The organism is Christiangramia crocea (assembly GCF_022410465.1).
GTDB lineage: Bacteria > Bacteroidota > Bacteroidia > Flavobacteriales > Flavobacteriaceae > Christiangramia > Christiangramia crocea.
In genome coordinates, this window is record NZ_JAJSON010000025.1 from 232,737 (window position 1) to 245,708 (window position 12,972).

At 39.6% G+C, this 12,972-nt stretch carries 14 protein-coding genes; 10 read left to right on the plus strand and 4 right to left on the minus strand.

Features of this window, described 5'->3' with window-relative positions:
- Nucleotides 1–87 precede the first annotated feature (87 nt).
- Complete coding sequence (locus tag LU635_RS12680) at nucleotides 88–966, plus strand: AraC family transcriptional regulator (RefSeq protein ID WP_240099807.1); 879 nt, start codon at nucleotides 88–90, stop codon at nucleotides 964–966.
- Nucleotides 967–1,015: 49 nt separating this feature from the next.
- Here the strand turns inward: LU635_RS12680 and LU635_RS12685 are convergent, their stop codons facing one another.
- Nucleotides 1,016–1,366: a 4Fe-4S dicluster domain-containing protein gene (locus LU635_RS12685; RefSeq protein ID WP_240099809.1), complete on the minus strand. Its 351-nt coding sequence runs from the start codon at nucleotides 1,364–1,366 to the stop codon at nucleotides 1,016–1,018.
- A gap of 142 nt (nucleotides 1,367–1,508) precedes the next feature.
- Between LU635_RS12685 and LU635_RS12690 the strand changes: the two genes are divergently transcribed.
- The 8 genes from LU635_RS12690 to LU635_RS12725 all read left to right on the plus strand — a co-directional run bounded on the left by LU635_RS12690 (nucleotide 1,509) and on the right by LU635_RS12725 (nucleotide 8,811).
- Nucleotides 1,509–2,567, plus strand: a complete 1,059-nt coding sequence (locus LU635_RS12690; RefSeq protein ID WP_240099811.1) for an acyl-CoA reductase — start codon at nucleotides 1,509–1,511, stop codon at nucleotides 2,565–2,567.
- A 77-nt stretch (nucleotides 2,568–2,644) separates the two neighbouring features.
- The gene (gene serC, locus LU635_RS12695; RefSeq protein ID WP_240099813.1) at nucleotides 2,645–3,709 is read left to right on the plus strand and encodes a 3-phosphoserine/phosphohydroxythreonine transaminase; all 1,065 of its coding nucleotides are present in this window, start codon (nucleotides 2,645–2,647) and stop codon (nucleotides 3,707–3,709) included.
- A gap of 18 nt (nucleotides 3,710–3,727) precedes the next feature.
- Nucleotides 3,728–4,690 (plus strand): D-2-hydroxyacid dehydrogenase, encoded by a 963-nt coding sequence (locus tag LU635_RS12700; RefSeq protein ID WP_240099815.1) that lies wholly within the window; start codon nucleotides 3,728–3,730, stop codon nucleotides 4,688–4,690.
- A gap of 119 nt (nucleotides 4,691–4,809) precedes the next feature.
- On the plus strand, nucleotides 4,810–5,379 hold the full coding sequence (locus tag LU635_RS12705) for a hypothetical protein (RefSeq protein ID WP_240099817.1): 570 nt from the start codon (nucleotides 4,810–4,812) through the stop codon (nucleotides 5,377–5,379).
- A 45-nt stretch (nucleotides 5,380–5,424) separates the two neighbouring features.
- Nucleotides 5,425–5,853, plus strand: coding sequence for a DUF6146 family protein (locus LU635_RS12710; protein ID WP_240099819.1), 429 nt, complete (start codon nucleotides 5,425–5,427; stop codon nucleotides 5,851–5,853).
- 29 nt (nucleotides 5,854–5,882) lie between these two features.
- Entirely contained in the window at nucleotides 5,883–6,188 is a 306-nt protein-coding gene (locus LU635_RS12715) for a DUF6787 family protein (RefSeq protein ID WP_240099821.1), read from the plus strand.
- Nucleotides 6,189–6,190: 2 nt separating this feature from the next.
- Nucleotides 6,191–6,508 (plus strand): hypothetical protein, encoded by a 318-nt coding sequence (locus tag LU635_RS12720; RefSeq protein ID WP_240099823.1) that lies wholly within the window; start codon nucleotides 6,191–6,193, stop codon nucleotides 6,506–6,508.
- 44 nt (nucleotides 6,509–6,552) lie between these two features.
- Entirely contained in the window at nucleotides 6,553–8,811 is a 2,259-nt protein-coding gene (locus tag LU635_RS12725; protein ID WP_240099825.1) for a TonB-dependent receptor, read from the plus strand.
- Between the two features lie 55 nt (nucleotides 8,812–8,866).
- On the opposite strand, the gene LU635_RS12730 is transcribed toward LU635_RS12725, so the two are convergent.
- The 3 genes from LU635_RS12730 to msrA are packed head-to-tail and all read right to left on the minus strand — an operon-like array spanning nucleotide 8,867 to nucleotide 10,363.
- Nucleotides 8,867–9,169, minus strand: coding sequence for a hypothetical protein (locus tag LU635_RS12730; protein ID WP_240099826.1), 303 nt, complete (start codon nucleotides 9,167–9,169; stop codon nucleotides 8,867–8,869).
- Between the two features lie 44 nt (nucleotides 9,170–9,213).
- Nucleotides 9,214–9,810, minus strand: coding sequence for a GTP cyclohydrolase I FolE (gene folE, locus LU635_RS12735; RefSeq protein WP_240099828.1), 597 nt, complete (start codon nucleotides 9,808–9,810; stop codon nucleotides 9,214–9,216).
- Nucleotides 9,800–10,363: a peptide-methionine (S)-S-oxide reductase MsrA gene (gene msrA, locus LU635_RS12740; protein WP_240099830.1), complete on the minus strand. Its 564-nt coding sequence runs from the start codon at nucleotides 10,361–10,363 to the stop codon at nucleotides 9,800–9,802. Before msrA ends, folE begins: the two co-directional genes overlap by 11 nt.
- 146 nt (nucleotides 10,364–10,509) lie before the next feature.
- On the opposite strand from msrA, the gene LU635_RS12745 reads away from it, so the two are divergent.
- Nucleotides 10,510–12,945, plus strand: coding sequence for a DUF5916 domain-containing protein (locus LU635_RS12745; RefSeq protein WP_240099832.1), 2,436 nt, complete (start codon nucleotides 10,510–10,512; stop codon nucleotides 12,943–12,945).
- The last annotated feature ends 27 nt before the right edge of the window (nucleotides 12,946–12,972 follow it).

A 12,972-nucleotide genomic window follows, 5' to 3' on the forward strand; every position in this document is an offset into this window, starting at 1 on the left:
TTTCGCATAATTTTGAACATATTATTGGTAATTTAGTATAGTTTCGTAAAATTTGAGTAGGTTAACTTTAGGGGAAATATGACAAATATGGGAACCGGCCACAAACCTACTTTGGAAAAGATCGAACCAGGATTTGGAAGCTCTTTCTCCTACAGAACCTATTACCGAAACCTTAGAGATAAAAATCCCACCTTCTGGCATTATCATCCTGAGATAGAACTTGTATATGTAAATGGCGGTTGCGGAAAGCGGCAAATCGGCAGTCACATCTCCTACTATAGAAATGGTGATCTGATTTTAATAGGCTCACACCTTCCACATTGCTCTTTCACTGACAGCCTAACCGAACATGAATGCGAATCTGTTATTCAGTTCAAACCCGATTTTATTGGAACTGGATTCTTTGAGATTGTTGAAATGAAGGGTATAAAGAATCTACTGGAACGTGCCAAGAAAGGTATAGTATTTCACGGGGACACAAAACGACGGATTGGTGCTGAAGTTGAAAAGTTAAGGGATCTTGAACCTTTTGCCCGCTTGCTGGGATTAATGGAAGTTCTCAAACAACTTGAAAAAGCAAACAATTATACCCTACTAAATGCACACGGGTTTATTCTGGAGACGGCCATACAGGATAACGACAGGATTAATGTAATATTCAATTTTGTAAAGGAAGAATTTACCAGACCTATCAGCCTGGACGAAATAAGTGAAAAGGTAAGTATGACCAATCCTGCTTTTTGCAGATATTTTAAAAAGATTACCGGAAAGACATTCACGAGATTCGTGAATGAATACAGGCTGGCCCATGCAGCTAAACTACTGCACGAAAAGCAAATAAGCATTACTGAAGTTTGTTATGAAAGTGGTTTTAACAACTTCAGTCACTTCAATAAACTCTTTAAATCGTTCACAGGTAAATCGCCGTCTACATACAGGAACGAATTAAAGTTCAGTGTTTCATAAAAAAATCCCGTTCTCCAGAACGGGATTTATATCTGGGATCATATCCTTTTTATTCATGGTGCATGAAGCGCTGTTTTGCCAACAATTCTTCTTCGCTTTCAACATGATCTTCGTCTGGCACACAACAGTCAACAGGACATACTGCAGCACACTGAGGCTCTTCATGGAAGCCTTTGCATTCGGTACATTTATCCGGAACTATATAATAGATTTCGTCACTTATAGGTTCCTGGGCCTCACCGGCATCCGCTTCTTTCCCATTGGGGAGTACAACTTCTCCCTCAAGATCGGTACCATCTGAGTATCTCCAGTCATCCGCACCTTCATAAATTGCGGTATTCGGGCATTCCGGCTCACAGGCCCCGCAGTTTATGCATTCATCGGTTATTACAATTGCCATAGCTCTTCTTTTATTTGTAAATTTAAAAAACTGAACGAAAAAAGACCGGTAGCTTTTCATAAAATTTATGGTTTTAAGCTACGGAAACTTTAATTTCGCTGCACAAATTTAACATGCACACCACTCATAACCAAATAAGACAATGACAATCGACGACCATAAATCGCATCTGGTAAGCCTGGGGAAATTTCTGAATCAGTTTCAGGTTGTGGAATCTATTAAAGATGAATCTCTGCCTTCAAATGATTCATTCTTTAACCAGATGGAAGAGAAAATAGATAATGCGGTGCATTATAATGGCTGGTTTAACCGGGAAAATGTGATCTTCTCCCTACAGCAGTGGAGTAAGGCCCTCACAGAACAAAACCTGAAATTATGGCTGGCAGATTACGATCTGTCCAGAAGTGGTGGTAAAACTGTGGGGATCGTTATGGCAGGGAATATCCCTATGGTAGGTTTCCACGATTTTATTTCGGTTTTGGTTTCCGGACATAAAGTACTGGTTAAGCAATCCTCCAATGATCAGCAGTTATTACCTGTAATAGCCAGTTACCTTATGCAGCTTGACAGTCGTTATGAAGAACGGATAAAATTCACCAAAGAGAAACTTGAAGATTTTGATGCCATTATCGCCACAGGCAGTAATAACACTGCCCGGTATTTTGAATATTATTTCAAGGACAAGCCCAGTATTATAAGAAAGAACCGGAACTCGGTTGCCGTGCTAACCGGTAATGAAACTAAAGAAGAACTTTCAAAACTGGGAGAAGATATTTTTAGATACTACGGCCTCGGTTGCAGAAATGTTTCCAAGCTGTATGTTCCTGAAAATTATGATTTTGATATGTTTTTCAAGGCTATCTACGATTGGAATCCGATAATCCACAGAGACAAGTATGCCAATAATTATGATTATAACAAGGCGGTTTATCTAATGAGTGAATTCAAATTACTTGAAAATGGCTTTCTGATCTTAAAAGAAGATAAAAGTTTTGGCTCTCCCATTGCTACTTTATTTTATGAGACCTACAAGAATGAAGATCAGTTAAACAGGGCCCTTCAAAAGAATAAAGACAGGATACAGTGCATAGTAAAAAATGAGCCGGAAAATTCTGAAGTAAGATTCGGCCATACCCAAAAACCACAGTTATGGGATTACGCTGACAATATTGATACTATTGAGTTCCTTTTAAATTTATAGACCTACTATTATAATTTTAATAACAGCATTTACTCTCAATTTTAGCATCTTTGTTAACCATAAACAACTAAAATTTTATGAAAAAACATAATTTCAGTGCAGGCCCCTGTATTTTACCTCAAGAGGTATTTCAGGAAGCCTCTCAGGCTATATTAGATTTTAATGACTCAGGTTTATCAATCCTGGAAATATCACATCGTAGTCCGGCTTTTGTTTCAGTAATGGAAGAGGCCAGGTCTCTGGCACTGGAACTTCTTGGATTAAAAAATAAGGATTATAAGGCCTTATTCCTTCAGGGTGGTGCGAGCACACAGTTTTTAATGGCTGCATACAATCTACTGGAGAAAAAAGCAGCGTATCTAAACACCGGTACCTGGTCTACAAAAGCAATCAAGGAAGCGAAATTATTTGGTGAAGTTGTAGAAGTTGCTTCTTCAAAAGATAAAAATTTCAATTATATCCCAAAATTCTTCAGCGTTCCAGATGATGCTGATTACTTCCACTGCACCAGTAATAATACCATTTTTGGTACACAGATAAAGGAATTCCCTTCTACTTCCAAACCATTGGTTTGTGACATGAGCAGCGATATTTTCTCCAGAGAGCTGGACTTTTCTAAATTTGATCTTATCTATGCGGGTGCTCAAAAGAATATGGGCCCGGCAGGAACTACACTTGTTGTGGTAAAGGAAGATATCCTCGGAAAGGTTTCGAGAGAGATCCCATCTATGATGAACTATTCAACACATATTGGTAAAGACAGTATGTTCAATACACCGGCGGTTTATGCTGTGTATGTATCCATGCTAACTCTTCGCTGGATCAAGGCCAAAGGTGGGATAAAAGCCATGGAAGATCTTAATAATAAAAAAGCTGAACTGATATATGCCGAAATTGACAGGAATCCACTGTTCAGGGGATTTGCCGCTAAAGAAGACCGGTCTCCGATGAATGCGACTTTTAATCTTACAGACGAATCCCATAAAGAGACTTTCGATAAACTTTGGAAAGATGCCGGAGTTAATGGTCTTAATGGTCACCGTAGTGTTGGTGGATACAGGGCATCCATGTATAATGCGCTTTCTCTTGAAAGTGTACAGGTGGTGGTAGACTGCATGCAGGAACTGGAAAGAAAAATTTAAACCTAGATCATTTCAAGAATGAAAGTATTAGCAAATGATGGCATCTCAAATAGCGGAGTGAAAGCTCTGGAAAATGCTGGATTTGAGGTCATCATCAAAAAAGTTTCTCAGGAACAGCTTAAAGACTATATAAACGATAAAGGTATAAACGTACTTCTGGTTAGAAGTGCTACCAAGGTAAGAAAGGATATCATTGACAATTGTCCTGGACTCAAACTGATAGGACGTGGTGGGGTTGGTATGGATAATATCGATGTGGAATATGCCAGGCAAAAAGGAATCCATGTGATCAACACCCCTGCTGCATCGTCAAGTTCTGTAGCCGAGCTGGTTTTTGCACATCTTTTTGGCGGTGTACGCCAGCTATATCATTCCAACAGGAATATGCCTCTGGAAGGAGAGACAAAATTCAAAGATCTAAAGAAATTATATGCCGGTGGGGTTGAATTAAGAGGAAAAACCCTTGGAATTATTGGGTTCGGAAAGATTGGGCGCGAAGTGGCAAAGATCGCTCTGGGTGTTGGCATGAAGGTCATCGCCAGTGATCATGAAGTTGGTGAAGCTGAAATAGAACTCGAATTTTATAATCACCAGAGCATCAGGATTCCCATTAAGACGGAACCTGTAGACATGCTTATAAAGCATGCCGATTTTATCACAATCCATGTGCCCGCACAGAAAAAGCCCGTGATAGGAAGCAAAGAGATTAAGAAAATGAAAGATGGTGTGGGTATCATCAATGCCGCCCGTGGCGGTGTACTGGACGAAGAGGCCGTACTGGAAGCCATAGATACCGGAAAAGTATCATTTGCAGCCTTCGATACTTATGAGAATGAACCGAACCCCGCAATAAAACTTCTTATGAACGAAAGTGTTTCCTTAAGTCCTCATATTGGCGGTTCCACCCATGAGGCCCAGGAAAGGATTGGAGCTGAACTGGCCGAACAGGTAATTTCCCTTCTTAAAACCGAAAAAATATAAACAAAGATGTTTTGTGAAGAGGCTGTCTAAAAATAACAGACAGTCTCTTTTTTATTATTTCATTAGGAAACTTCCATGATAAACTTGCTAACTTGAACTTAGATTAATTCAAGGATAAAATGGCCAATCTATTAGATATTTTCAGGACACATAGCGGCGAAAGACTCATGGAGAAAACAGAGGAACTCACGTCACAGGACAGATCTAAAATCCAGAGAACCTTTACTTTCACACTTCCCGCATTACTTTCTGTTTTTCAAAAAAACGAGGCCCTTCTATTGAAAGACTTTCAAGATCTTATTTCTTTTATTGAGCAAGCCGACCTTATTTCAGAAGGAAATAATATTATAGTCCACCAGTTAGATCCGGATCAGATTGAGTTACTGGAAAATTGTAGTGACTTGCAGAAAATGGATAAAGAAAGCTTTCAGAAAATCTTAAAGATAAGTGCTGGTTTTATAGCTGCTATTATTACACAGATGAAGAAAAAGGAAGAAAATGCTCAAATTTCTGATCTCATTCAAAGCCTTAACGGACAAGGTGTGGAATACGATAAAGTTTTCATAAGGACACTGGTCAAAAATGAAGACAGCCCGGATCTTATAGACAGTAGTGAAGAAATCGCACTGGGTAAAAAAAATAATAATGATGACCAAAGTATTCTTGGTGGCTACTCAGGAGGGCGCTAATAGAGGAACAATATTTGTGAATTCTTATATTATAATTCCAATAAAATGAAAAACATATTATACATATTTCTACTAGCATTATTTGTTTATAGTTGTGGTTCCACAGGAGGAAAAAGATTCCCTTCAGACAGGATTGCGAATGCTGAAAATGATACGGTTCGTATCGCCAATGATAGTCTGGAGTATGAAATTATCATTATTGAACCGGGTTTTGACTTATTCATTAATACCTATGCCAAACCCAGGGGTTATTATTCCCAGAACTATTTAGAGAACAAGAACCAATTCCTGGTGACGGAATATAACCAGAGGGTTAGACAACCTATGGTTTATAACCCTAACCTGTACCTTAATGAGATAAATTATGATCCCAATATTGATTATGGATACGAGGTGAATTATCTCCTTTATAATTATTTTGTCTACTTCAGTCATCAGTACAATCAGCGATTTAGTGTTCCTACAAGGATTTGATTCTTTAATCAAATCCCTATATTTGCAACATGAAAAAGTTGAAAAATCGCTGGGGAATAGAGTCTAACTGGCAGCTATTTGTCATATTTCTGGTTTTTGCTATCACTGGTTCTTCCGCTGCGAAACTTGCCAGCCCTGTTTGCGAGGTTTTAGGCATTACCCAGGAAACAACCCACTGGAGCCTGTACTGGCTTGCAAGGATTTTTTTGATCTTCCCTATTTACCAGGTCCTGCTGGTCACTTTCGGCTGGGTATTCGGGCAATTCCAGTTTTTTTGGTCTTTTGAAAAACGAATGTTAACCAGAATTGGACTGGCTAAATTTTTCAGAACCTAAAATTGAAGGAATTAAAGGACATATTCTTCGTCTTTACGGCGATATTAATCCTACTGCCATCTGCGGTAAGTTTCTCCCATATTTTTCTCGACCATAGCCATAAGCTTTGTGAGAATTATTCTGAATACCATTATCACAAGAAATCTATAGATTGTGAGCTCCATACATTTCATAAGAATCCTGCTCTCCAAATAACTTTCCCTGAATATAACATTGTTTCGGAAGTTACTAAGGAAAGGGGTATTTTTGAATATTACCAGTTTTTGAATGATTTCGAACCTCTTGCCTTTGACCTAAGAGGACCACCCTCAATTGCCTGACATTCAATTTTATCAAGCGATTATAAATCATTTAAAGTACTTTAATGCGAAACATATTTTTAATTACACTGCTATTTGCGGTGAATACGGCTTTATTTAGCCAGAATAATATTTCCGGGATAATTAGGAACGCTGAAACCAGTGAACCAGTTTTCAGCGCCAATATCTACTTCCCTCAATTAGAAAAGGGAACGATGACCAATACCGAAGGAGAATTCAGTATTTCCAACCTGCCACAGGGAAATTATAAAATGGTGGTATCATCTATAGGTTTTGCCAGTTTTACACAAGAAATAAGCATTCCTTCCGGAGAGATCGAAATCAGTCTGAAACCATCGGCCATTGAAATGGAGGAAGTAATAGTTTCTACTCCTTTCCATCAGCTACAAAGCGAAAATGTAATGAAGGTTGAACGTGAAAGCGTTTCAGAACTTAACCGGAAAGGAGCAGTGACACTATCTGATGGGATCTCGCAAATCGCGGGAGTTGACAACCTTAGCACGGGTGCCGGCATCGGAAAACCTGTGATTAGAGGCTTAAGTTCAAACCGGGTACTTGTATATACGCAAGGTGTAAGACTTGAAAACCAGCAATATGGGGACGAACACGGCTTAGGTGTAAATTCAAAAGGAATTGGAAGTGTGGAGGTGATAAAAGGTCCGGCATCATTGCTTTATGGTAGCGATGCCATTGGGGGCGTTCTATATTTGAATCCCGAAAAATATGCCCCGGCAAATTCAACAGGTGCAGCAGTTGAATCAGATTATTTCAGTAACAGCCTTGGCTATCAGGCCAGTTTAATGGCAAAGACCTCAACTGAAAAATTAAAATTCCTGGTAAGGGGAAGCCAGGCATATCATAGCGACTATAAAAGTGGAGATGATGTCCGGATTACGAACACCCGGTTTAATGAAAGAGACCTGAAAGCCGGGATAGGATTCCAGCACAATAAATACAAGGGGGATCTTAGATACAACTTCAACCGAAGTGAAATTGGGATCCCTGAAGAGATCGGTATCCAGTCTACTGAAAAAGAACCACTTCTTCCCTATCAAAACATAGATAATCATGTTCTGAGCCTGGACAATAAACTCTATTTCGCTAAATCCAGTCTGGACCTGAAGGTCGGTTATCAATTCAATAACCGGAAAGAATTTGAGGAACATAATGAAGAAGGTCATGATGAAGGTCACGAAGAAGGTGAAGAAGTTTCAGGAGAAGAGCCTGAACCCGCTCTGGAGATGCATCTTGAAACCCTGAATTATAATTTCAAATATAATCTACCCAAAATAGGCAATTTCGAGACTATCGCGGGAGTACAGGGAATGTACCAGACCAATAAGAATTTTGGAGAAGAACTGCTTATCCCCGATGCCGAAACCGTCGATTTTGGTGTATTTGCCACTACCCATTACCATCTTGAAAACTGGGATTTCCAGGGAGGTTTAAGGTTCGATAATCGCTCTCTGAATTCTAATTCCTATCTAACCGAAGAGGGGTCTACCGTTGAGAGTATAGATCGCAATTTTAATAGTTTCAACGGAGCAATTGGTGCCAAATACCAGTATGATCAGAAGTTCATTGCAAGACTCAATCTTGCCAGTGGTTTCCGTGCTCCAAACCTTTCAGAGCTTACTTCAGACGGAGAACACCATGGAGCCAACAGATATGAAAAGGGCAATTCACAACTTAAGAATGAACAAAATTTTCAGGTTGATCTGGCTTTGGAATTGAGGACCCCCCATTTTGAAACATTTATAAATGCATTTAATAATTCCGTAAACGATTATATTTTTATCAGTCCTACGGGAGAAACTATAGATTCCAGCCCCGTTTTCCAGTATGTCCAGGAGAATGCTAATCTCTATGGGGGCGAAATTGGTATTCATATTCATCCCCATCCTCTTGACTGGTTACATCTGGAAAGTAGTTTTGAGACCGTTACGGGTAAGTTGACCAGTGGATCTTATCTTCCTCTAATCCCGGCAAATTCTCTCACCAACACATTCAGAGTAGAACTTGAAGAAGGAAAGACCTTTAGCGGGAAGTATGCTTTTATCAGGCTTAAGAATGTTTTTGACCAGAATAATCCCGGAATGTTTGAGACAAGAACTGGAGGTTATGGTTTACTGGGAGCCGGTTTTGGTACCAGTATCAATTTTGGAGACTCGGTACTAGAGTTGGGAATAAACGGAAATAACCTGCTTGATAAAGCATATATTTCTCATCTTTCCCGGCTAAAACCCGATAACATACATAATATTGGTAGAAATTTCATGATCTCAGCCTCATGGAAGATATAAATAATAAAGGCTGCCAGAATACCGGCAGCCTTTCCTTTAACTAATTAAGAAAACATCAATAACTCTTAACTTCAATAACCTGAGGCCTTAAAGGTTCTTTCTTCCAAACATATGTATACAGATACATTAATGTAAAGGTTGGTATGAAATCGGTTCCTGGAAGTATCTCTTCGATAAATACCAGCACCGAAGCCAGTTTTCCTTTTCTCCCCGGATACATTTCACTCATTTTCTTTGCAGCATAAGGTGCCCAGACAAGGTCCAGAAAAGGACCAATGACCGGAATCGCCATGGTGGCCATACCCGCAAGGTCAAAAGCCAGGCCTTTTATAAAAGTTTTATTTCTGAATAATTCCATCTTTTGATTTTTAGCTTTTTAAAATCAAATAAGATGCCAGAATTCTATCTCAGGTCTGAGCTTATAAGTTTCAGGAATTCTTCACGAGTCTCAATCTTCTTAAACTGACCTCTGAAACCTGAGGTAGTGGTTGCACTGTTCTGTTTCTGAACCCCTCGCATCATCATGCACATATGCACCGCTTCAATAACCACAGCTACTCCCTGTGGTTTAAGGGTTTTATTCAAACACTCAAGAATATCATGGGTGAGTCTCTCCTGGACCTGAAGTCGCCTTGCAAAAATATCCACCACCCGCGGCAGCTTGCTTAGGCCAATTATCTTACCATTTGGAATATACGCAATATGAGCTTTTCCGAAGAATGGCAACATATGATGTTCGCAAAGCGAATAAAGTTCAATATCCTTAACCACGACCATTTCATCATAGCTCTCTTCGAAAATTGCCTTTTTCAGGATCTTTTCGGCATCCATCGCATAACCCTGGGTTAGGAACTGCATCGCCTTGGCCGCCCTTTCAGGGGTCTTTACGACACCTTCCCGCTCCGGGTCCTCTCCCACTCCCTGAATAATCTCACGAAAATTATCCTTTAGCTTTTCTGTGGTTTTATGATTGTATTCTTCGAAATATTTATATGCCATTCTTGCCGGTTTGTTTTAATTTATCTGAAAATAATTTTTTCAACTTAGTGATCTTAGGATCTATGATATATTGACAATAGGGTTGCTCCCGGTGACGATTATAGAAATCCTGGTGCTCCTTTTCGGCCTCGTAGAAGCCAGAGGCTTCCGTCACTTCGGTCACAATTGGATCCTTAAATGCCTTCTGCTGCTCTAGTAACTTTATTACCTCTTCGGCTGTTTCCTTTTGCTGTTCATCATGGTAAAAGATCGCGCTTCGGTATTGGGTTCCAACATCGTTTTGCTGCCTGTTAAGCGTTGTAGGGTCATGAGTTGCAAAGAATACCAGCAGGATATCCTTAAAATTGATCCTTTCCGGATCAAAAAGTATTTCTATAGCTTCTGCATGCCCGGTTCTGCCACTAATAACCTCCCGGTATGGCGGATTTTTGATAACGCCACCGGTAAAACCGGACCTGACTTTTTCAACTCCTTCCAGTTTCTGAAAAACCGCTTCAGTACACCAAAAACATCCTCCAGCTAAAGTGGCTTTTTTCAAATTTTTATTTTCCATAGACTTCTTACAAACTTTTGTTTATCTAATTTAGGTTTTAAATAAACAAAATAAAGTCGGTTTAACGTGATTTTATAGAATTCTTTTGTCCATATTAATGAACAATAATACATTTGTGTGGTTTGCTAAGAGCAATTCATCAATCCATGCCTAAAAAATACTACCTTTTTTATATATTTTTTATTTTTAGCCTCTTTTCATTCTCTCAAAATCAACAAAAAAGAAAGGTTTATACTACTCAAAAAATTGAAAATCCACCAGAAATTGACGGAAATCTGAATGAGCCCATCTGGGGTAAAGCAAATATTGCTTCAGATTTTGTAATGGTGGAACCGGGCGACGGGGATCCCATCCCCGGCTCTCATGAGACCAGCGTAAAGCTAGTCTATGACAATGAAGCAATCTACATAGCTGCATACCTCATGGAGGATAATCCTGAGCAAATCATTAAGCAATTCACTCAGAGAGATAATTTGCAACAAACAGAATTCTTCCTTATAGATATCAACACCTATGATGACGGGGAGAACCAAACCCGATTTATAGTAACCGCAGCTGGCACTCAGGCTGACGCCAGGATGACAGGCGATAATGAGGACTACAGTTATAACGTGGTATGGGAATCGGCCGTATCTCAGGACGAAGAGGGCTGGTATGTAGAAATGAAAATCCCCTACTCTGCACTTAGGTTTCCGGATAAACCGGTCCAGCAATGGGGAATACAATTCTATCGTGAAATAAGCCATCTCAATGAAGGCTATGTATGGAATTACGTTGATAAGTCTCTTGGCCAGTTAAGTCAGTATACCGGCCTTTTAGAAGGAATCTCAAATATTGACCCACCTGGAAGACTTAGCCTGTATCCATATATCTCAACGGCAGCCGACCAGTATGACGGGAACGATGATTTTAATTTTAATGCGGGGATGGACCTGAAATATGGGATTAATGATTCATTTACCCTTGATATGACCCTGGTTCCCGATTTCGGGCAGACCGCTTATGATGAAGTGGAACTGAACCTCGGACCTTTTGAACAGGTTTTTGGAGAGAACCGTGCTTTCTTTACCGAAGGAACCGAACTCTTCAACAAGGGAGAGCTCTTCTATTCAAGACGTGTAGGGAGTACTCCTATTGGTTATAATGATGCACAAAAGGATTTACTGGAGAACGAGGAGATCATCGACAATCCCGAAAAAACAGATCTTATCAATGCCCTGAAGGTTTCTGGAAGAACAGATCGAGGCCTTGGGGTTGGGTTTTTTAACGCTATCACAAATAAGGAAGAAGCCGTATTCCGGGATACCATCACTGGCAACAGGCGCCGCTGGATTACGGAGCCAGTAGCGAATTATAATATTCTTGTGCTGGATCAGCGTTTTAATAAAAATTCTTCGATAACCCTCGTAAATACGAATGTTACAAGAAATGGTAATTTCAGGGATGGAAATGTTACCGCCTTCCTTTTTGATATCTTCAATAAAGAGAATTCATTCAATTTTGAAGGCCAGGCGAAAATGAGCAATGTGAATCTTCCCGGCCAGAATAAAACTGGTTTCGCCTCTCAGTTTTCAGTAGAAAGAACTAAAGGGAATTTTAGATATGAAATGGGGCATGAATTTGCCAATGAGACCTACGATATAAACGATCTGGGGATAAGTTTTATCAATAATTACAATAATTTTTCCTGGGGAGGTTCATACCAGATCTTTGAACCAAAAGGCATTTATAATAATTACCAGATCAAGATATATGGTCAGCATCTCAGGAGATACCGGCCAGACATTTCTGTGAACACGGGTATGGGAGGAAGTTTCTTCGCCATGACCCGAAAGAGATTTGCCTTCGGTGGTGCTCTGGAGATAAATTCAGAATTCAGAGATTTTTTCGAACCAAGGGCTGAAAACGCCTATGTGCTATATAAACCCTTCGGTGGAAGCAGGTTCTTTGTTTCTTCAGATTACCGGAAGAGATTCGCTTATGATGTAAGGATATATTATGAGGAGTATTATAAATCGACCCAAAACAGCTTTAGTCTGAATATCGAGCCGCGTTTCAGGTTTAATGACAAATTCAATATGATTTATGAATTTGAATATAAATATGAGAATGACCGGCCAAGTTATGTTGATCAAACTCAGGAGATGATCATTTTCGGGAACAGAGATCAAAAAAGCCTTGAGAATTCTATAAGCGCAAGTTATAATTTTAACACCAAACAGGGACTTAATTTGAGTTTCAGGCATTTCTGGTCTACAGCTAACTTTACTGAAGACCAATTCTCCCGGCTCATTGAAGATGGTGCATTGGAACCAATTATTTATAGGAAAGATCAGGACGGAAATCCCGATGCCAACTTTAATATCTGGAATCTGGATTTAAGCTACAGGTGGCAGTTCGCACCGGGAAGTGAGGCCGTATTACTCTATAGAAATGCTATTTTTAATCAGGATAAACTAAGCCACCTTGGATTTGACGAAAGTCTTGACAATTTATTCGCGCAGCCATCCAGACACAATTTAAGCCTCAGAGTGGTTTATTTTATAGATTACAACAGGGTTAAGAACTTATTCCGAAGTTAAGCTTGGGGAATCACCCTAATTTGGCTA